Raw genomic sequence first — 19,704 nt, forward strand, 5'->3', positions numbered from 1 at the left:
AGCTTTCGCAATCCGGTCGGTCTCGCTGCCGGGCTGGATAAGGATGGGGCGTGTATCGACGGCCTGGCGGCGCTCGGCTTTGGCTTCATCGAAGTGGGCACCGTCACGCCGCGTCCGCAACCCGGCAACCCGCGCCCGCGCATGTTCCGCCTGCCGCAGGCCAGCGCGGTCATCAACCGGATGGGTTTTAACAACGCCGGCGTCGACCAGTTCGTGAAGAACGTGCAGGCCGCGCGCTATCGCGGCACGCTCGGCCTGAACATCGGCAAGAATGCCGACACGCCAATTGAGCGCGCCGCGGAAGACTATCTGTACTGTCTCGAGCGCGTGTATCCGTTTGCGAGCTATGTGACGGTCAACATCTCGTCACCCAACACCAAGAACTTGCGCCAGTTGCAAGGCGCGGGCGAGCTAGACGCCTTGCTCGGCGCGCTCAAGGACAAGCAGCAGCGCCTCGCCGACCTGCACGGCAAAATGGTGCCGCTTGCCTTGAAGATCGCCCCCGATCTCGACGACGAACAGATCAAATCGATCGCCGACACATTGTTGCGTCACCGTTTCGAAGGGGTGATCGCCACCAATACGACGCTCTCGCGCAGCACCGTCGCCGGACTGCCGCATGCGGAGGAAACCGGCGGTCTGTCGGGCAAGCCGGTGTTCGATGCCTCCAACGAAGTGATCCGCAAGCTGCGCGCCGAAGTCGGCGACACGGTGCCGATCATCGGCGTGGGAGGTATCTTCTCCGGCGAGGACGCGCGCGCCAAACTCGCGGCCGGCGCCGCGCTGGTGCAGTTGTACACTGGTTTTATCTACCGTGGCCCCGCGCTGGTGGCCGAGTGCGCTCAAGCGCTGGCGCGGATAATATAGGTATAAACAAACAATATTTAACTTTTAATAGTCTGTTTTGTTATCCTTGCCGCCTGTTCAAACCGCCCTTTACGGGCATAAAAGCACGAAGAAGGCATACGATGAAATTTGGCTCGCTGAAAAAACTCCTGGTCGCCGGTCTGATCGGCGCCTCGTTCACCGCGCTCACCGCGCATGCGGATGATCTGCTGGATCAAGTCAAACAACGCGGCACGCTGCGCATCGGCCTCGAAGGCACGTTCCCGCCGTTCGACTCCAAGGCCCCGAATGGTGAGCTGGTCGGCTTCGACGTGGATATCGCCAAAGCCGTGGCGGCCAAGCTCGGCGTCAAGCCCGAATTCGTCACTACCGAGTGGAGCGGCATCATCGCCGGCCTGCAGGCGGGCAAGTACGACGTGATCGTCAATCAGGTTGGCATTACCGACGCCCGCAAACAGGCGGTCGATTTCTCGCCGGGCTACACGTTCTCGGCTGCCCAGTTGATCCAGCGTAAGGACGACACACGCCAGTTCAAGTCGCTCGACGACCTGAAGGGCAAGAAGCTCGGCGTGGGGCTGGGGACGAACTATATGGACATGGCGAAGTCGGTGCCGGGCATCGACGTGATGACCTATCCGGGTGCGCCCGAGTACCTGGCCGACCTTGCTGCCGGTCGTCTGGACGCCGCGCTCAATGACCGCCTGATGCTTGCGTATCTGCTGAAGACCTCGCCGCTGCCGCTGCGCACCGGTGCGCTGGTCGGCTCCGCCAACCCGTCGGGCATTCCGTTCAAGAAGGGCAATCCGAAGTTCGCCAAGGCGATCGACGACGCAATGACGCAGCTCGAAGCCGATGGCACCTTCGCAAAGATCTCGGACAAATGGTTCGGCATCGACGTGACCAAGCCTATCTCGAACTGATAGCGCCAGCTGTACCACGAAAGGCGGCATCGCGACGGTGCCGCCTTTTTCATTGCCGCGACGTGTGAACGCCCCTGCTGTTACGATCACCGCTTCCGGACCCGTTTATGATGTGCGCTTCGATGCGCACGACCTCCATCGCCCATGTCCACCACTTCCCTGCTCATCCAATCGCTTCCGGTCCTCGCTCAAGGCGCGCTCCTGACGATCAAGTTCGCAGTTCTGTCGATGGTCTTCGGCCTGCTGGCCGCCAGCGTGCTGGCCGTGATGGGGATCAGCCACAACCGGGTGCTGAAGTGGATCGCGCGCGTGTACGTGAGCCTGATGCGCGGCACGCCGCTGCTAGTGCAGATCTTCGTGATCTATTACGGCTTGCCGAGCCTGGGCATCTCGCTCGATCCGACACCTGCTGGTGTGATTGCGCTATCGGCCAATGTCGCGGCTTATCTGTCGGAGAGCATGCGCGGTGCGATCCTCGGCATTCACCGCGGCCAATGGCTGGCCGCCTATAGCCTCGGGTTGTCGCGGCGCCAGACGCTGCGCTATGTGATTGCGCCGCAGGCGTTGCGTATCGCCGTGCCGAGCCTGTCGAACAGCCTGATCAGCCTGATCAAGGACACCTCGCTGGTGTCGGTGATCACCGTGACCGAACTGCTGCGCAGCGCGCAGGAAGTGATCGCATCGACCTATCAGCCGTTGCCGCTCTATCTGGCCGCAGCCGCCATCTACTGGGTGTTGTGCCAGGTGCTCGAATGGCTCCAGCACTGGTACGAGCGTAGGCTCGCACTGCCGACGCGGCATTGAGCGACGGGACAGGCAGGCCGCCCCATGTCCCGGCTCGAACTTTTAAGTTTGAACGCTCGGTGTTCGGCGCTCAGCGTGCCGCAAGCGGCGTATCGAGCCGTGCGCCGAACCGTTTGAAACGCGGCTCGTAGAAGTGATCGGGGTCAAGCGAGAACGCGACGCGACGTGTGCGACCCATCAGTTCCTTGCGCGGAAAGAAGCCAAAGTAACGCGAGTCGGCGCTGTCGTCACGGTTGTCGCCCAGCATCAGATACTCATCAGCCGGCACGATCACCGGGCCAAATGAATTGCGCGGGCTCGGCGCATCGGGCGAAAGGCGCACGATATGCGCGACGCCATCGAAACGCTCGGCCAGATAGTCGCCTCGTGAGGACGCATCGCCCGGCAGCGGCGCCAACTTCAGCGGCTGATAATCCGCCCGCACGCCGTTCACATACAGCACGTTGTCGCGCATTGCGACACTGTCGCCAGGCAGGCCAATCAACCGCTTGACGATCAGCTCGTGCGCCGCCGATGAATCGATCGTCACGATGTCGCCACGCTGCGGATCATGCAGATGCGCAATCGCGATGTGCGTAAGCGGCACACGCAGATCGTAGGCCATCTTGTCGACCAGAATGCGATCGCCCTCACGGATGGTCGGCAGCATCGAGCCGCTCGGCACGACATTCCAGTCCGCAATCGCACTGCGGAACAGCACCATCAGGACCAGAAACGCGACGAGGCTCTTGTTGTCGCGCCACAATTTTGCAAGCATGCGCATCAAAGACAGCTCCAGCGGAAGGTAATCGAAAGCTTGGACGGCGCCATCCTGGCGCGCCCGCGCAAATCGTACCACTGCCGGGGCTACTCCCCCGTGAAGCGCAACCCCAGCGCGGCGCGCGCGGCATCGGTCATGGCGATCATCTGCAACGATTTGGCGTGCGGCATCAACGGGCTTTCGAGTTGGCCCGCGCGGATCAGTTCGCAGAAGTGAGCGGTCTCGTAGTTGAGGCCGCCGCCTTCGAACGGCACGTCGAGTTCGACGACCCGACCGTCCGCGTAACGGACCGTGGCGCGGGCCGGATTCCACCAGTTCTCATGAATCGTCACGTGACCACCGGGCGCGAGCAGCAGCGCGTCGCCCTTGCCGTACAGATCGAGCCCGCAAAACAGTTGCGCGATACCGCGTTCGTGCTGGCTATTAAGGCTCGCAAACGTATCGACACCGGTCGATCCAAGCCGCCCAAGCGTCTGCACTTCAAGCGGTGCGCCCAGCCAGTCGACGGCGAGAAACATCTCATAGATACCGATATCGAGCAGCGCGCCCCCTGCATGTTCGAAGGAAAACGATGGATGGTCAGGCGGCACATTCGCGGCCGAGCAACCGGCGCGCACGAGACCGACCTCACCGATGGGATCGGTGGCCAGATGCTCGCGCAAAGCGCGATACAGCGGATAGAACGGCGGCTTCATGGCTTCCATGAAGAGTCGCTGTGCCTTGCGGGCGGCGGCAAGCACGCGTTCGAGTTGCACTGCATTGATGGTGGCCGGCTTTTCGCACAGCACGTGGAGGCCCGCCTCGAGCGCGGCAATCGCATAGTCGACGTGGCTATCCTGCAGCGTGGCGATATAGAGCGCGTCGATATCGCTTGCGAGCAGCGCCTCGAAACTCGGACACGCCACGCCACCGAATTCCTGCGCGAACGCGGCGACTGGCTCCGGGCGGCGCGACCAGAGCGCGCCCAGTTGCGCAGCGGGCACGTGCGCAAGGCCCTGTGCAAAACGGCGGGCAATGCGGCCGGTGCCGACGATGCCCCAACGGATCAGCGTGTTCATGGTGCGCTCCTTCATGCCGCCGTGCGCCGCAACGCGACGCGTGTCTAGGGCAGCTATCGAAATCAAAGGAGAAGGACGATACCACGGCTTACGCGGGCACTGGGCCACGTCGTTTTGCGAAGCGTGGGGTACAGATCGGACCAGGTAGCCGCGAGCATGGTCAGCACTGATACTACAGGTTAGCCCCACCTGAGCCCGGGGATAAGCATGTCCCTGGCGCAGATCAGACTCTGCGGTTGCCGATCGCACCGGGCATCGGCCAGCGCCATGCATTGAGTACGCGCAACATTGGCCGTTCCACGCGAAGATGGAACAGGACAGCGAGCGCCACGGATGCACACACGGCGAGCGCAAAAGCCAGCATTGCGCCATCTGCGCCGTGCATGCCCAACCAGATCGTCACCCTCACCACGAGGCTCACGAGCGGATAGTGAATCAGATACAGCGCATACGACGCGCCGCCAAGAATCTGCAACGCCCCCTGCCCGCCCCACACCGTGCCGCGATCTTCGGCCTTGACGACGCCGAATATCACAAGGGCACTGCCGAGACCGTACAAGACCGTTAGCATCGACACGATGACGTACTGCGGGCCGATATTGACGTCATCATGTCCTAGCGTCTCCCACGTCGCCCCCGCGATGAAACACGACACGCCTAGTGCGAGTGCCACGCGATCGACCCACGGCGCGAGCCGCGCCTGCCCACGCAAATTCACCGCGGCGTGCGCGGCAGGCATCGAGGTGGTGGCGGCACACAGCCACGCAACGAGGCCCCCGAGCAGGAAAAGCACGATCCGGAAATTGGCAAAGAAATTGAGTGGAAAAGTGCAGACGTACCCGCACCTCACGAAATTGAAGGCCCAGAGCGCGACTGCAAGAAAACCTGCACGCGGCGATACGATCGCCAGCGCAATCAAGGCATAAAACAGGACCTCGAATTGCAGCGACCACGCCACCGTGATGACCGGCGCGCCCGTGCTGCCCACCACCGGCGGACCCTCCGGCACCAGCAGCAGCGCCTTGAGCAGCATCCACGGGTCGCTAGGCAGCGTCTGACGCAGCGCCGGCACGACCATGGCGGCAACGCATACAGCGCCGAAAATGATCCAGTAGGTCGGGTAGATTCGAATCGCGCGCTTCATCAGATACGCGCCCAGGCGCTGCGGCTGGCCGAAATCCTTTGCGTGAATCCAGATAATGATGAAGCCGCTCAGCACGAAAAAAAAATCGACGCCGGCCCCACCGCCAAACACAAACGCGTCACCAAACGTTGACGTGCCAAAGTACTTCGGCAGCGAAATCGCACCGCGCGCGTGATAGAACACGACCATCAGCGCGGCGATTCCTCTGCAAGCCTGAAGTGATTTGTACATGACGGGGCCTCGAAGGTCTCCCGTCACTATCGGCGATCAGGCCCGCGCGGTCTGTGCGCGATGTCACACTGACCGCGCGCCCTCGCGTCACGTGTGGCCCAGAGGATCGATCGACAAGGCGCGGCTGATCTCCTCGGCGGTGTAGTCGATCATCGCAATCGACGCAGCCTCGGCCTCCTTCGGGTCACGCCGCTCGATCGCCTCGACCACGCGGCCATGCGTGAGCAGCACCGCTTCCCAGTTGCTCTCGCGTGCGGTGACGATCGGATTGGACGCTGATAGCGCACCGCGAATGATCGCCGCCATCTGCTGGAAGAACTGGTTGCCGCTTGCCTCCATGATGCGCGTGTGCAGCAGTTCATCGGCGCTCTGATACCCCGGCTCGCCAGGCCGGATCGCCTTGAACACATCGAATGCTTCGCGGATGCCGGTAATGTCGGCAGCCGAGCCGCGCACCGCGGCCTGGGCACACGCACGCGGTTCGATCAGCGCACGGAATTCGATCACGTCACGCAAAAAAAGCGGATCGGGTTTCGCGCGAAAACGCCAGCTCACCACTTCCTCATCGATCATCCGCCAGTAACGCATCGGCCGGATACGCGTGCCGATTTTCGGCCGCACGTCCAGCATTTCGCGCGCGAGCAGCATCGACAAGGCTTCGCGCATCACCGTACGGCTGACGTCGAACTCCTTCGAAAGTACATCCTGAGGGGGTAGCACGGCGCCGTATTTCTCTTCGACGATACCCGTGACAAGCCCCTCCATCACCTTGCTGACCAGTGAGCTATCTTTATGCCCTTGCTCCATGACGTCCTCCCCGTGCGGTGTTTCGCTCCCGCATCGCCTGTTGATAAGCAGCCCTCTTGGTATTTTCTGTTGTTATTTTTTGTACTAATCCATACGGTGCTAGGTTAAAACCAGATGCGCCAGATGGGAAACGTCCTAACAGGGTTATCCCTCTGAAGAATTGTTTCGTTCATGTAACGCCCCTTGCAGATGCCATAGGCAAACTTGCGTGATAAGCATGCGGTGGATAAAAAGGTTGCATCGTGCGACGACGCACGCTGCGAATTCGAATGGACAATTTGCAACAGACGCGGTAGGTGGCTGCGATTTGCGCGCAACAGGTTGGCCGCGAATCGGCGACGGCCGGCCCTGATCTGGACCGGCTCAACAGTGAGCGGTGGCGACCGACGCATATCGTCCGCCAAAAAAAACCAGGGGGGCCTGCTCGTCGAGCGAGAACACCAGCACCTTGCCAATGAAGAGCGTGTGATCGCCGCAGGGATGGCGGTCCACCACCTGAGCCGCGAAGCGCGCGACCGCATGCTCAAGCAGGACCACCCCTGGAAGCCCTTCCACTCCGGCAAAACTGGGTGCAAGGGAGTCCTGCAGATCGCCCGCGAAATGCCGGCTATGCAGTTCCTGTTCATGCGAGAGCACACTCACGCCAAACAGCGATGTGTCCATCAGGCGTTCGTGCATGCGCGCACGCCGCCCCACCGAGACAACGATCAGCGGCGGCTCGAGCGAGCCCGACATGAACGCGTTGGCGGTCATTGCGTGCAGGCGTTCGCCGCTGCCCGCGGAGATCACCACCACGCCGGTTGCAAAACGACCCAACGCGCGCCGGAAGCTTCGCTCGTCGAAGCCAGCGGGAGGCGCGTCCGGCACATCGGCCACGACGTCTACTTCACTGACTGGCAACATCCGGGCATTCATCGCTTCCCCCTTGAGTACGGCCGTATTGATCGTCGAAGCGCACGATGTCATCTTCGCCAAGATAGCCACCCGATTGCACCTCGATGATTTCAAGCGGTGTCTTGCCCGGGTTTTCAAGCCGGTGCGCGACGCCGAGCGGAATGTAGGTCGACTGATTTTCTGAAAGAAGGAAGCTTTCCTCGCCACGGGTCACGCGTGCCGTGCCTCGCACCACCACCCAGTGCTCGGCGCGATGATGATGCATCTGCAACGACAGACGCCCGCCCGGCTTCACGACGATGCGCTTGACCTGAAAACGCTCGCCGCGATCGATCGAGTCATAGCAGCCCCACGGCCGCTGCACCTTGCGATGCTCCTGCGCCTCGGCACTGCGCGACTGTTTGAGACTGCTGACGATCGCCTTCACGTCCTGGACGCGATCCTTGGCGGCAACCAGCACGGCGTCCGCAGTTTCGACCACCACCACGCCGGTCACCCCGACGCAGGCCACCAGCCGGCCCTCCGCATGCACGAAACTATCGGTCACCTGCTCCAGCAGCGCCCGGCCACGCGTGACGTTGCCGCTCGCGTCCTTGTCCGAGACTTGCCACACCGCATCCCACGCGCCGACGTCCGACCAGCCGGCGACGAGCGGCACCACCACGCCCGAAACCGTTGCGCCAGCACCAATGTGCTCCATCACCGCGTAGTCGATCGAATCCGAGGGACAAGCGGCAAACGCCGTACGCTCAAGATGAATCGCACCGTTGCTGTCAGATGACGCCCGTTCGAAGGCCTCGGTGCAAGCGGCCAGTACCGCCGGATGGCAGGCGGCAATCGCGGCGAGCCAGACTGAGGCACGCACGACGAACATGCCGCTGTTCCACCAGTACTCGCCTGAGGCAACATAGTGTTCAGCCCGCTCCTGAGCGGGCTTTTCGACAAAGCGGTCGATCCGGCGCGCACCATGTGCGCCGAGAGCAACGCCCGTCCGAATGTAGCCATAGCCCGTTTCGGGATGTCCGGGCGGCACACCCAGCGCGACCAATGCACCGTCTGCCGCATGAGCGACCGCCTGCTCGAGCGCCGCGGCAAAGCTGGCCCGGTCCTTGATCAGATGATCCGCGGGCATCACCACCAGCACCGGGTCATCGTCATCAGCGGCGCTCCGTCTCGCTGCAAGCACGGCCGCCGTCAAGGCCGGCGCCGTGTTGCGCGGCACAGGCTCAAGCATCAGGCGAGCGGCACCGTCACAACGCTGCAGCTGTTCCATGGTCTGCAGGCGCATTTCCTCGCTGCATACGACCAACGGCGCGGTGATCACGAATCGCCCAGCGCTTTCATGCTGGGCTGTACCGGCGAACAGGCCGCTGAGACGGCGCAGGGTCGCTTCCAGTAGCGACTCCTCGCCCATCAGGCCAATCAATTGCTTGGGCGCATGCTCGCGCGACAGCGGCCATAGCCGCGTGCCGGCACCGCCTGCGAGAATGATCGGGACCACGCTACGGCAGTGCACCGCTTCGCCGCTGATGCTGGGTCGAAGCAACTCGGGCAAAGCAAAATCGTTCATCTGCCGTTCTCCAGACGCGGTGCAACCCGCATTTCCGATCCGCTACGCGAAGCGCTACCGCGATACGTCAAGGCCTCATTGAAACAAATCCCGGCACTACGGCTCTGTTCGTGGGACCACACTGGCGGCCCGTAAAGCGCGCGTTGATGGGCACTCGCTCGTCTGCCAGGTGGTTTGTGTATGGACCACCGCCTGCGGCGCCGAATGGGTGGGTGGGCTAACGAACGGAATCGGTTGAACGGGCTGTTTATATTCGAATGTGACAGCTATCGACGCAAGGGACGCGCAGCACTCGTGCCTGTTGCAAACCAGCAGCGCCGTCCATGAACCACAGCACCGCGTAAAACGGGCAAGGGCCACAGCATGAGCGACACTATCGAGCGGCACATCCTGCTGCTGACAGCCACGATCACACCGCTTCAGGGCATCAACAACCTGAGCTATACCGATCCCTCGCGGCGCCTGCGCGATTACGAACTGGCCCTCGAGCATTACCTGCGCATCCGGCGCCCCGGCGAACGAATCGTGTTCTGCGAGAATTCCGGCTCGGACCTGTCGACGCTCGAAAACATCGCACGCCGCATGAATGCCGCGGATGCTGTTGAATTCCTGAGCTTCGAGGGCAATAACTTCCCCCCCACCTATGGGCGCGGCTATGGCGAGTTCAAGATGGTCGAACACGCCATGACGACATCGCGCACCATCCAGGCTGCTCAGGACGACGACATGATCTGGAAAATCACCGGACGCTATATCGTCGAGAATCTGCACGCCATCATCGACACGCGGCCCAGAAAATCTGCCCTGTACTGCAACTATCGCGATCACCCAAAAAAAGGCTGGATGGATCTGTACCTGATGGCATGGACCCGTGCCTCGTACCGGCAGTATCTCAGCCAGGTGTATACAAAGCTGATTGATGACCCTGATGGACGCCCAGTGACGGCAGAACATCTGATGCGCGAGCATCTGACCGAGACCCGCTTCGCGGGTCCGTACCGGTTCAGAAAGACGCCCAAGCTCGTGGGGATCCGCGGCGCCGACGGTGCCGGCTATCACTTGCGTGGTCGCGGAAAGTACCTGCTGCGCAACGTCATGTCGATCGTTGCGCCCTGGATCTGGATGTAAGGCGCGGCCCGGTCCTTCGGGCCGCATCGTCTGATTGCGCCGTCTATCCGATCACGCCTGGCGCGCCAGTCGGAACGGGGCCTCGCACCTCGACCTTTGTGGTCTGCGGGTTGATAAAACATTCGTACAGCCAGGTTTGTGCCTCCGCCATAGCGGACTCGCGCGACTGAGCGGTGAACAGCACGTGATCAAGGTGCGGGATTGTCACCACACGGAGACGTGAGAGCCGCCGCAGCCCACTCAGGTTCGCGCCAAACTGGATCTTCAGTTCGTCGAGCCCGAGATCGAAATCGCCATAGAGAAGCTGCACATGCACGCCTTTTGCATTGAGCCGCTGCATCAGGCGCTGCACCTCGGACGGTGCGATGGTAAGCCCAGTGGTGTTGTCGATCAGCTCCACGATGCGCCGCAACAGGCGGCGTCGCATCCGGCGCGTCAGTTCGAACGCGGCGGGCACCAAAGAAGACTCACCGCGCAGCACACGCTTCCATTTTTCCAGACTCACTGCCGAGCGACGCAACACGCGAGTCGAGGCCACGCCAGGCACCACACGGGCTGCTTCATCCCAGACAAACTTCTGCACGTTCACGCTGAAGCAGCCGACAATCGCAGGATGCGCCGCAGCCGCGTGCAAGCCGACAAACGCCCCACCACACACGCCGAACGTCGCTACACCTGAATGGCCGTTCGCCACCAGCCAATCCGCGCCCGCCATCGCGTCGACACTGGCCTGGTCCGAATAGATCGTGTCAAGTGTGACGACCTCGGCAACAGGCGTGCTCTCGCCCAGCCCGCTCAGGTCCATGCGCAGTGATGCGATGCCCTGGGCTGCGAGCCTGCGTGCAAACGTCACAAAGAGACGGCCGTCGCCGATATGATGGCTTGCGCCGGTATTGAACAGCAGCACGGCCGGGGCACCAGCGCGCGGCACATCGGGTTGGCAGTAAATGCCGAAGTATTGGCCGAAGACAACCGCACGCTCCACGGCACGATGCTGCGCGAGTCTGAGGGTGGGCAGGTCTTGCGGTAACGCATGAACGCCGCTGTCCGCGAGCATCGGTGGCGCGGGTTCCGCTGCCAGCCAGCGGGTCGCTGCGGCAAATGCTTCGACCGGCTCCTCGCTGTACAGCGCCTCGAGCATGAAGCGGTCCGACTCGTCGAAGCCCTGTCGCTCGACCTGAACGCCATTCGCGGCGTACTGTTCGGCGAGCGACGTGGCGCGCGCGCCGTTACTCGAATCCAGCAACAGCACGCGGCGCGCGGGAGCGCTCGTGTCGGTGCGGAGATCGAGCGCGCAAAGTCGGGCGATATCGTCACCGTGCCAGCCGAACCCAAACGCCTCGACGTAAGCCGCCGATTCGGGAATCGGTTCGGCGGCCGCGCCTGCCTCGGTGCTCAGCCAACCCTGCCGATGCGCGCGCAACTCACGCACATAATTCTTGCCCGACAACGCCGGCGCAAACACTACGAGTCCATCCACGTCGCCCAGACGTTGTGCGGCGATCGCGGCGAACGTCGCACCCAGGCGCAATCCGCAAAGCGACACCTGCGTGACGCCGGTCCATTGCCGCAGCCTGCGCACTGCCGTGACGATGCTCTCGATCCACGCTTCGACCTGACCCGGATCCTCCTCAGTACCCAAGGAGTCGCCGGCACCTGGGTAATCGAAGCGCAGCACCGGCATACCCGTAGCCGCGATGCGCTCGGCCAGTCGGCGCCAACCGCGATGAGTACACAACTCATCGTAGCCAAAGGGACTGCACAAGACCACACCGTGGCGCCCTTCTGCCGGATGAAGCCATCCGAAGCAGCCGTCGAAAACGACCGGTCTCATGGGGAGGTCCTTATGCTTGTGTGGCGACATGATCCAGTTCGGTGTGGAAAGTGGCCTGTGGTGGCGTCACGCCGCAATTGCGCTGCAACGGTGACACTGCAGTGACACTGCGGTAACAGGCAGCGCTCCGCATGCGTCCAGCTTTCGTCAGGATTTAACCAAACCATCGTCCGCATATCTGTACGCCCGCCAACATATTGCGGCGCGGCAAAGCGGCACAATCAGGGCAATCGTCCGAAACGCAGCGCGCTCACAGGCGCAACGCAGGCCATTGTTTCGCAACCCGAAGGAGCCAGACATGGGATGGAAAGGAGCACTACTGGAGATGCCACTCTGGGCAGTCAGCCAGTTTCGCCCTTCCGGGTTTGACCCCGTCCGCCAGGCACCGCGGGAAATCCTGGTGCTGCGTCCAAACGATTTTGGAGACCTGCTGACCACCACGCCGGTTTTCGAGGCGTTGCGACGGCGTTTTCCCACGACGCGCCTGATCGCGGGAATCGGCGGATGGGGCCGTGCCGTCGTTGAAAACAATCCCTTTGTCGATGAGATCATCCAGATCGATGCGCCCTGGAACAACAAGGTGGTGCGAAACCAGTCGCTGACCGACGGTCTGCGCTATATCTGGGGAGCCACGCAGGTCGCGGCGCTACGCAAGCGCAACGGCTTCGACGTCGGGATCGACGTGCTCGGCAGCCACATGGGTTTGATGTTGATGTTGCGTGCGGGCGTACGCTACCGGGTCGGAGTACGCGGCTATCGCGGTGGCTGGAGCGCCTGCCAGGCCCACATCCCCTTTAAGCTCGACGTACATGTCGCGCGCGCAGCGCTCAGACAGGCCGAATTGCTAGGCGCGACGGATCTGCCGGAGGCGCGTCCACAGTTGTACCTCACCGATGCAGAGCGCGCGCAGGCTACTGAACTCTGGCAAGGCACACCTCGTCCATCGCGCAAGCCGTTACGTCTGCTGGTGGGATGCGCGGCGGGCCTGCCGGACAAAACATGGTCCGCGCAGGCACTCGGCACGGCACTTCGCGAACTCGCGCTGACGCTCGCGGGCAAGCAAGAGGATCTGGAAATACTGATAGTAGGCAGCGCCGCGGATGAGCCACGCGCCACGCAGATCGCCGCTGCAAGCGGCATTGCGCGAGTCCGCTCCGTGGTCGGACAGACTTCGCTCAGAAGCACCTTCGCGCTCGCCGAGCAGGCGGACGCTGTTCTCACCAATTCGTCCATGCTGCTGCACGTGGCAGCCGCATTTCACCGCCCCACCGTGGCGGTCCTTGGCGGCTCACTCGCGGATACGCAAGCACACGACGCCTTGTGGGGCTATCCGCCGCCGTACCGTAGCGTCGGACCAACTATGCCCGTAGCAGGGACCGGCGCGGCTAGCTGGCCCACGGTCCATCAGGTCGTCGAGGCGGTGTTGAACGCACTGGAACTGCGTATCAGCGAGTCTGGAGCGCGTGACTGGCCGCAGCGGGACGCCGCCCACGCAGTGAAGTCACCTTCGGCCCCGCTCGCTTTGTTCGGCTCACCACAGACTTGACGGGCCCCGGCAGGCACGATCGCCGGATCGTCGAACGTGTCACTGATGCCGTAACGACCTCATCGAATCACTATCCCGCGCCACACCATGACCGCCAAGCCCAGCCTGAAGCGAAATGCCATCGCCAACTTCCTGGGAAGCGCATTGCCGATGATCGTCTCACTGGTCACGGTGCCGCTCTACCTCGGGCATATCGGTGCTGCGCGCTACGGCGTGCTCGCTATTGTCTGGATGCTGCAGGGCTATTTCGGCTATTTCGATCTGGGTCTGTCGGCGGCGACATCGAACCGGATCGCACAGCTCTCTGAGGCATCACCTGCCGAACGCGAGTCGGTCATGTGGACCGCCCTCCTGATGAACGCCGCCTTCGGGGTACTCGGCGGCCTGATCCTGTATTCGGTCGGGCATCTATTGTTTGCGCAGTTTCACATTGCCCCCGAGATCAACGCCGAAGTCAGCGCGGCCATGCCGTGGATTGCCTGTGCGGTACCGCTCGCGACAGTCACTGCCGTGTTTACCGGCGCACTCGCGGGGCGCGAGCAGTTTGGTGCGCTCAACGCGGCCCAGTTCGCCGGCATGTTGATTTTCCAGATCGCGCCGCTGGTTGCCGCCATCCTGCTCAAGCCGGAGCTGCAGTACGTGATTCCTGCTGCGATCATCGGCAGTGCGGTATCGCTGTTGATACTGGTGGTGGTGGTGTATCGGGTGTTCCCGCTGACCCTCACCGCCGGCCCCGACAGACGGTGCATCAAGCCACTCTTTTCGTACGGTGCATGGGTGACGGTCAGCAACCTGATTTTCCCGTTGCTGGACTCGATTGACCGGCTGGTGATTGGCCGCGTGCTTGGGGCGCAGGCCGTCACCTGGTATCAGGTGCCGCTCACGTTAGCCGTGCGCGCCCGGATCGTGCCCGGGGTCTTCTCACGCACCTTGTTTCCGCGACTCTCCGCGATCGATACAGAGGATGCCGTAGCACTGTCTATCAGCGCGACGCGCGGGCTCACCATTCTGATGACACCGCCCATCGTCTTCGGCATCTTTCTGATGCACCCTTTTCTGATTGTATGGCTAGGCTCCGGATTTGCCGCGAGTAGCAGGTCGGTTGGCGAAGCGCTTCTGATCGGCGTGTGGATCAACGCCATCGCCCATATTCCCGGCACGCATCTGGCCGCGGTCCGGCGCCCCGACCTGGTCGCGGCATTTCATGCCGCCCAACTGGTGCCTTATATCGTAGCGCTGTGGCTCGCCCTGCAATACTTTGGACTGGTGGGCGCAGCGCTCGTGTTCAGCCTGCGCTACGTCTTCGAAACTGCACTCCTCTTCTGGGCTGCGCGACTAGGAGTGGGCGTGACACGCTTCCTGTTCACGCCCGGGCTGCTCGTTGTCGCTGCGTTCGTTGCGACCGTGCTGTTTCCGTGGCCTTCGACGGCGGGCAGCCTGTCGTGGATTCTGCTGACCAGCGCATCATTGGTCTGGGCGTTGCACGCGGATCCCGGCTGGCGTGCCCGTGTATTGCACGCGCTGTCATCCAGGCTTCCGTACCGCTGGCGGCGTGCATAAATAGCCGATGTTCAGAGGGCCATTGCACGCGCCACAGTTCTTCGCCCCGGATGTGGGAAATTGAACATACAGACACCACTTCCCGAAAGGACAATGACAACTTGTTCTATGGGGGGCAGTGATGGGGCCGGGACTCTTTCGCCTGTTGTTGGCCACGGTGGTCGTCGTCTACCACTACAGCAGTCTCGCGCTCGGACACGCAGCGGTCTATCTCTTCTTCGCCCTCAGCGGATATTGGGTTTACCGCATGTGGGAGGACAAGTATCGGCGCACCAGGAATCCCTATCTGACGTTCGTTGCGTCCAGAATCTGGCGGCTGGCACCGGTGTTTCTGCTATGCAGCGCAATCGCCAGCGCGATCTTCCTCCTGCTGCCCTCGATCTTCCCGCCGCCCGGTCACTTTCCCCCTGTCAAGCCGAACTGGGGAATGATCTCCAGTGTGATCCTGCTTGGCTACCACACCTCCACGTTTCATCCGCTTTTACCCGCGTGGTCCCTGGATATCGAGCTCCAGTTCTATCTCCTCGCGCCGTTCGTGCTGGTGGCGATGAAACGTAGGCCTGTCGCTACGCTCGCTGTTGTAATCGCGGGCTGTGTCGCGACGGCCATGGCCTACAGCTACACCACGCTCGGCAGTTACTTGCCATTCTTTCTGATTGGCTTGCTGGCTGCACAATACCCGGCGTTCATCTTCGACAAGCGCTGCGCCATCGGCTCGCTGATTGCGCTGTCGCTGCTGCTAGCCACCTTTCTCCTCGTGCCAGATCTGCGCTCGGCGCTGATCGTCGGCGCGCATCCGGGTCCGCTCTACACGTACAACGAGGCATTGAATGTGGCGGTTACGCTGGTGTCCGTGCCGTTCGTGCTGAGTACGGTGAAGAATGCAAGCGGCGCGCTTGATAAGCTGATGGCGGATCTGTCCTACTCGGTTTATCTCTTCCACTGGATACCAGACCTGATCGTCTCGTTCTATTTCCCGGAACTCGCGACGAAATCTCACCTGGTGCGGGGCGCATACCTGGGCGGCGTGCTCATCTTCACCTATGGAGTTTCGCTCATGATCACGCTACTGATCGACCGCCCCGCGAACGAGGCGCGTGCCCGCTTCGTGAGGGCGCGTAAGGTGACCGGTCCAGCGCAGGTATCAACGATATCCCCCGCTGCCGATCCGGCCTGATGTCGCAAAGGGGACTGGGGCACGGGTGGTTGTAACGCGCCTTACCTTCTTAAGAGCAGTTACCTCGTCAGGTGCGTCGCGTCCCGCCTTCGCTGAACCGCTCCACACGCGGCTGCCTTGCCCAATCGCCAGGTGCGCAGCACCGCCTGCCGCTGGATTGGCGGCTAGGTTGGCACGGCCAGCCCAGCCACCCGCATGGCTACAGGTGTCTCAGCGCAAGACCGCACCAAACCCGCAACTCGTCGAACTGACTCGCCAGCTCGAAACCGACCAGAAAAATCGTGACATGAGAAAAGGCTTCGTGCCTGCCCACCCAACCCAAAATCGGAGCGGCGACGCGGGAGCGCAGCGTTGCGCTATTGAGTGCCAGACATATGGCCACGCCGATCACGCCGCCGCCCAAAATATCAGTCAGGTGATGCAGACCGAGATACACGCGCGGAAGGCAGATCACCAGAGCCACGTAGATCAGCGCCACGATGCCGAGCCGCCGCGATGCCAGATAGATTCCGGTCGCCAATGCGAACCACAGCATCGCGTGATCGCTTGGAAAGGCACTCCATGTACGCAACGCGTGCGTCGCCGCGTCGATGGGGAACTTCAATCCCAGGTCCGGATTGGCAAAGGGACGTAATCTGAAGGGAAGGCAAAACGCCAGCGCTCGTCCAGCAATCAGCGCGGCGAAGCTCGCCAGGATGGTTGATACCACAATCTCGCGATCGCGGGCTGCCGACGCTCCATTGCGGAACCAGATCCACCACAGGAGGACTAGTGGGATGAGATGCAATGAATAAGACATATCCAAAGCGATGATCGTCTGGTTAATCCCAGGTGAATTCGCTCCGATATTACTTAGGAAAGCTAGAATATTACGATCGAAAGGATTCATGATATTGGGGTGGAGATTATTATTTTCGAAGTTTTATTTTTGCTGGCTCCCAAAGTATAAGAAGGTCACTGCCGGCTGATTGTGCGCAAGGATACGATCGCCACAACGAGCAAGCAGTCCTCATGAGTGCGCGGACGCACAAACACCTCCCCGGTCCGGCTGGCACAATTAGATCTACACGCTACGCCAAGGCTGTCATCAGGTTTTCCCTCTCGATGCGTCATGGCGAGAGCCAGTTGCGGGAGAGGAACGGGAGTAAAAGCGGCCCATTCGAGAGAGATTCATGCGCCAACATTCCATGATCAGTTCGTTCGAAGGCGCGCGTGGGTTAGCGGCCATGCTGGTGGCCTTGTATCACTTCAACCTGTTTCTTCCGTTTGGCCTCGCGTTCCCTGCATTCATCTCGTACGGTTACCTCTTTGTCGACCTGTTCTTTGTCCTGAGCGGATATGTCATCTGCTCCACGTACGAGGACCGGCTCGACACCGGAAGCGATTTCGCGACGTTCACCATCCGCCGGTTTGGCCGTCTGTTTCCATTGCTGATATTTTCGACCGCGACGTTCGTGCTCATTCCAGACGCGTTCGTTCTCGCCAAGCATGGGCTGGTCGCGCTCGGTCATCAGGGCATGTTTCAAAACCCGGACGCATTGGCCTATTACCTGCCGACGGGCCCCGAAATCGTCGCAACCCTGACGATGACCCATGGTCTCGGCATGTTCGACAAGGCCATCCTGAACTACGCAAGCTGGAGCATTAGTGCGGAGTTCTACACCTATCTGGTGTTCGCGGGCCTCTGCATTGTGCTGCGGGGACGCGCCAGACTCGCCCTCTTTATGGTGTTGAGCGTGGTGGGTTTTCTGGTCACCAGTTGGGCGAGTCTGTTCGTCCATCATTGCGTCGCGCAGCTTGCGTGCCTGGATATCACCTACGACTTCGGAATGGCACGATGCATTGGGTCTTACTTTCTCGGCTGTCTGACGTTCTACGCCTCAAGACATGTCCGGCTGCATGAAACCCGCTGGCAGATCTGCGCGCTGCTCGTAGTTGGAAGTCTCTTTGCGCTCGTCGCCCGTGTGCCGATTCTGGCGCTTGCTTTCCCGCTTGCTTTCGCGTTTCTGATCCTTTCGCTTTCCACCGATCGCGGGTTCGCTGCTCACCTACTCAAGAGCAAAGCGGCCCAGCTGCTAGGTCAACGCTCCTATTCGCTGTACCTGATGCACCCGGCGCTGCTGCAGTTGTTCGGTCATTCGGTGGGACATATCTCCGGCGTGGGCAACGGACTCGTGATTCTGGCGGTCTACATCGCCACGCTGATTGTGATCTCGGGATTGACGTACCGGTTCATCGAGCAGCCGTTCCGCGACCTGTTCAACCGCCTGGCTCAAAAGCAGCGCAATGTGCGCGCCACTCAGAGCCTGTTGACTCCCGTTGCCGAACAACCGTCACGCGACTGAGACGCGCCGTACACGGCGTTGCAGATGCATGCAGGTCACGGCGCAAAGCCGCACCGTGTCTCCAGCATGAATCACAGCACAGGGAAGATTGATGGACTAGAACGCGTCAATCGCTTCGCGGTAGACCTGTGCAACATGGGCCGCCACAACCGGTTGATCGAAGCGCGCGAGCGCATAGGTACGACAGGAAGCCGCATCGGGCAAGGTCCGTTGGCCTCGCAGCGCGTCGGCGATGCCACAGCCGATCGCGTGAAAGCCGCCAGACGGCAGAACCAGATCCTGCGACAAAGGCGCGACGGCCTCCGGCAGGCCACCCACCGGCGTCACGAGTACCGGCGTTCCGGCAGCGAGCGATTCAATCGTCGTCAAGCCGAAGCCTTCGAGCGCCACGGTCGGCACCACAGTCACGTCCGCCGCCGTGTACCAGAGCGGCAGATCGTCATCCGTCACATAACCCGTCAATTGCACGTGACTGGCAAGGCCGCGCGCGACGATACGCGCGTGCAGTTGCGCCTCAAGCGGTCCGGTGCCTGCAATCGTCAGCAATACGTCCGGCACCGCCTGCTTGACGACGAACATGGCATCGATCAGATCTTCGAGCCCCATGCGACGCACGAGGCGCCGCACGCAAAACAGCAGCGGCCGGTCCTGTGGCAGGTTGAGCCTTGCGCGTGCCTCGCGCCTGGTCAACCCGGTATCGAAACGTGCAACGTCGACGCAGCCCGGCACCACACGAATACTGTCCTCGCTTACGCGGTACTGCGTGTGCAGTATGTGTCCGAACGCCTTCGAGAGCACGATATGACGTGTGCCACCGCGATATACAAAGCGCTCGAGGGATTGCCGCACCGCACCGGAGACCGAGCGCCGCCCTTCCTGCACTGACTCATCGGCCCACGGGCCATGAAAATGCACCACGCGCGGCACTTTTCGAAACACGCCCACCATCGGCGCGGCATATAGCGCGAAGTGTGTTGCAACGACGTCCGGCACGCGCGCCCTTTTGAGCGCGCGCGAGTGCGAACGTGCCTGCCACAGCCGTGTCCCAAGCCGCGCCTGGGGGGCCGCGAACGCCCGTAC

At 61.8% G+C, this 19,704-nt stretch carries 17 protein-coding genes; 8 read left to right on the forward strand and 9 right to left on the reverse strand.

Annotated features, from left to right (window positions below):
• The 3 genes from WCA85_RS00405 to WCA85_RS00415 form a co-directional block, all read left to right on the forward strand.
• A partial coding sequence (locus WCA85_RS00405) for a quinone-dependent dihydroorotate dehydrogenase (protein ID WP_424060980.1) occupies nucleotides 1-867 on the forward strand: 867 nt, incomplete at its 5' end.
• Between the two features lie 101 nt (nucleotides 868-968).
• Complete coding sequence (locus WCA85_RS00410; RefSeq protein WP_424060981.1) at nucleotides 969-1,766, forward strand: cystine ABC transporter substrate-binding protein; 798 nt, start codon at nucleotides 969-971, stop codon at nucleotides 1,764-1,766.
• A 144-nt stretch (nucleotides 1,767-1,910) separates the two neighbouring features.
• Nucleotides 1,911-2,570 carry an amino acid ABC transporter permease gene (locus WCA85_RS00415; RefSeq protein WP_424060983.1) on the forward strand — a complete coding sequence of 220 codons (660 nt, stop codon included), beginning with the start codon at nucleotides 1,911-1,913 and terminating at the stop codon, nucleotides 2,568-2,570.
• Between the two features lie 70 nt (nucleotides 2,571-2,640).
• Here the strand turns inward: WCA85_RS00415 and lepB are convergent, their stop codons facing one another.
• The 6 genes from lepB to WCA85_RS00445 form a co-directional block, all read right to left on the reverse strand.
• Nucleotides 2,641-3,333 carry a signal peptidase I gene (lepB, locus tag WCA85_RS00420; RefSeq protein ID WP_424060984.1) on the reverse strand — a complete coding sequence of 231 codons (693 nt, stop codon included), beginning with the start codon at nucleotides 3,331-3,333 and terminating at the stop codon, nucleotides 2,641-2,643.
• An 83-nt stretch (nucleotides 3,334-3,416) separates the two neighbouring features.
• The gene (locus WCA85_RS00425) at nucleotides 3,417-4,388 is read right to left on the reverse strand and encodes a Gfo/Idh/MocA family protein (RefSeq protein WP_424060985.1); all 972 of its coding nucleotides are present in this window, start codon (nucleotides 4,386-4,388) and stop codon (nucleotides 3,417-3,419) included.
• Between the two features lie 223 nt (nucleotides 4,389-4,611).
• Nucleotides 4,612-5,763 carry an acyltransferase family protein gene (locus WCA85_RS00430; protein ID WP_424060986.1) on the reverse strand — a complete coding sequence of 384 codons (1,152 nt, stop codon included), beginning with the start codon at nucleotides 5,761-5,763 and terminating at the stop codon, nucleotides 4,612-4,614.
• Nucleotides 5,764-5,850: 87 nt separating this feature from the next.
• Nucleotides 5,851-6,570, reverse strand: a complete 720-nt coding sequence (locus tag WCA85_RS00435) for a FadR/GntR family transcriptional regulator (RefSeq protein ID WP_424060988.1) — start codon at nucleotides 6,568-6,570, stop codon at nucleotides 5,851-5,853.
• A 363-nt stretch (nucleotides 6,571-6,933) separates the two neighbouring features.
• A complete protein-coding gene (locus tag WCA85_RS00440; RefSeq protein WP_424060990.1) occupies nucleotides 6,934-7,485 on the reverse strand; it encodes a flavin reductase family protein in 552 nt (183 codons plus the stop codon).
• Nucleotides 7,457-9,034, reverse strand: coding sequence for a mannose-1-phosphate guanylyltransferase/mannose-6-phosphate isomerase (locus WCA85_RS00445; RefSeq protein WP_424060992.1), 1,578 nt, complete (start codon nucleotides 9,032-9,034; stop codon nucleotides 7,457-7,459). Before WCA85_RS00445 ends, WCA85_RS00440 begins: the two co-directional genes overlap by 29 nt.
• Nucleotides 9,035-9,397: 363 nt before the next feature.
• On the opposite strand from WCA85_RS00445, the gene WCA85_RS00450 reads away from it, so the two are divergent.
• On the forward strand, nucleotides 9,398-10,162 hold the full coding sequence (locus tag WCA85_RS00450) for a hypothetical protein (RefSeq protein WP_424060993.1): 765 nt from the start codon (nucleotides 9,398-9,400) through the stop codon (nucleotides 10,160-10,162).
• 43 nt (nucleotides 10,163-10,205) lie between these two features.
• Here the strand turns inward: WCA85_RS00450 and WCA85_RS00455 are convergent, their stop codons facing one another.
• Nucleotides 10,206-11,996 (reverse strand): serine aminopeptidase domain-containing protein, encoded by a 1,791-nt coding sequence (locus WCA85_RS00455; protein ID WP_424060995.1) that lies wholly within the window; start codon nucleotides 11,994-11,996, stop codon nucleotides 10,206-10,208.
• Between the two features lie 298 nt (nucleotides 11,997-12,294).
• On the opposite strand from WCA85_RS00455, the gene WCA85_RS00460 reads away from it, so the two are divergent.
• The 3 genes from WCA85_RS00460 to WCA85_RS00470 all read left to right on the forward strand — a co-directional run bounded on the left by WCA85_RS00460 (nucleotide 12,295) and on the right by WCA85_RS00470 (nucleotide 16,279).
• A complete protein-coding gene (locus tag WCA85_RS00460) occupies nucleotides 12,295-13,542 on the forward strand; it encodes a glycosyltransferase family 9 protein (RefSeq protein ID WP_424060996.1) in 1,248 nt (415 codons plus the stop codon).
• A gap of 87 nt (nucleotides 13,543-13,629) precedes the next feature.
• Nucleotides 13,630-15,102 carry a flippase gene (locus WCA85_RS00465; RefSeq protein ID WP_424060998.1) on the forward strand — a complete coding sequence of 491 codons (1,473 nt, stop codon included), beginning with the start codon at nucleotides 13,630-13,632 and terminating at the stop codon, nucleotides 15,100-15,102.
• Nucleotides 15,103-15,223: 121 nt separating this feature from the next.
• Nucleotides 15,224-16,279 (forward strand): acyltransferase family protein, encoded by a 1,056-nt coding sequence (locus tag WCA85_RS00470; protein ID WP_424061000.1) that lies wholly within the window; start codon nucleotides 15,224-15,226, stop codon nucleotides 16,277-16,279.
• A 199-nt stretch (nucleotides 16,280-16,478) separates the two neighbouring features.
• Here WCA85_RS00470 and WCA85_RS00475 read toward each other — a convergent pair whose 3' ends face one another.
• Nucleotides 16,479-17,168 (reverse strand): phosphatase PAP2 family protein, encoded by a 690-nt coding sequence (locus WCA85_RS00475; RefSeq protein WP_424061001.1) that lies wholly within the window; start codon nucleotides 17,166-17,168, stop codon nucleotides 16,479-16,481.
• Nucleotides 17,169-17,451: 283 nt separating this feature from the next.
• Between WCA85_RS00475 and WCA85_RS00480 the strand changes: the two genes are divergently transcribed.
• Entirely contained in the window at nucleotides 17,452-18,624 is a 1,173-nt protein-coding gene (locus WCA85_RS00480) for an acyltransferase family protein (RefSeq protein WP_424061002.1), read from the forward strand.
• A 96-nt stretch (nucleotides 18,625-18,720) separates the two neighbouring features.
• Here WCA85_RS00480 and WCA85_RS00485 read toward each other — a convergent pair.
• On the reverse strand, nucleotides 18,721-19,704 hold a 984-nt coding region (locus WCA85_RS00485), incomplete at its 5' end, for a glycosyltransferase family 4 protein (protein ID WP_424061003.1).

Source organism: Paraburkholderia sp. (assembly GCF_049581445.1).
GTDB lineage: Bacteria > Pseudomonadota > Gammaproteobacteria > Burkholderiales > Burkholderiaceae > Paraburkholderia.

Excerpts from the sequence above, each read along its gene's own strand:
- WCA85_RS00465 (WP_424060998.1), top strand. The coding sequence starts at position 13,630 with ATGACCGCCAAGCCCAGCCTGAAGCGAAATGCCATCGCCAACTTCCTG.
- WCA85_RS00475 (WP_424061001.1), bottom strand. The coding sequence starts at position 17,168 with ATGAATCCTTTCGATCGTAATATTCTAGCTTTCCTAAGTAATATCGGA.
- WCA85_RS00425 (WP_424060985.1), bottom strand. The coding sequence starts at position 4,388 with ATGAACACGCTGATCCGTTGGGGCATCGTCGGCACCGGCCGCATTGCC.
- WCA85_RS00450 (WP_424060993.1), top strand. The coding sequence starts at position 9,398 with ATGAGCGACACTATCGAGCGGCACATCCTGCTGCTGACAGCCACGATC.
- WCA85_RS00440 (WP_424060990.1), bottom strand. The coding sequence starts at position 7,485 with ATGAATGCCCGGATGTTGCCAGTCAGTGAAGTAGACGTCGTGGCCGAT.
- WCA85_RS00480 (WP_424061002.1), top strand. The coding sequence starts at position 17,452 with ATGCGCCAACATTCCATGATCAGTTCGTTCGAAGGCGCGCGTGGGTTA.
- WCA85_RS00430 (WP_424060986.1), bottom strand. The coding sequence starts at position 5,763 with ATGTACAAATCACTTCAGGCTTGCAGAGGAATCGCCGCGCTGATGGTC.
- WCA85_RS00470 (WP_424061000.1), top strand. The coding sequence starts at position 15,224 with ATGGGGCCGGGACTCTTTCGCCTGTTGTTGGCCACGGTGGTCGTCGTC.
- WCA85_RS00455 (WP_424060995.1), bottom strand. The coding sequence starts at position 11,996 with ATGAGACCGGTCGTTTTCGACGGCTGCTTCGGATGGCTTCATCCGGCA.
- WCA85_RS00410 (WP_424060981.1), top strand. The coding sequence starts at position 969 with ATGAAATTTGGCTCGCTGAAAAAACTCCTGGTCGCCGGTCTGATCGGC.
- WCA85_RS00460 (WP_424060996.1), top strand. The coding sequence starts at position 12,295 with ATGGGATGGAAAGGAGCACTACTGGAGATGCCACTCTGGGCAGTCAGC.
- WCA85_RS00415 (WP_424060983.1), top strand. The coding sequence starts at position 1,911 with ATGTCCACCACTTCCCTGCTCATCCAATCGCTTCCGGTCCTCGCTCAA.
- WCA85_RS00445 (WP_424060992.1), bottom strand. The coding sequence starts at position 9,034 with ATGAACGATTTTGCTTTGCCCGAGTTGCTTCGACCCAGCATCAGCGGC.
- lepB (WP_424060984.1), bottom strand. The coding sequence starts at position 3,333 with ATGCGCATGCTTGCAAAATTGTGGCGCGACAACAAGAGCCTCGTCGCG.
- WCA85_RS00435 (WP_424060988.1), bottom strand. The coding sequence starts at position 6,570 with ATGGAGCAAGGGCATAAAGATAGCTCACTGGTCAGCAAGGTGATGGAG.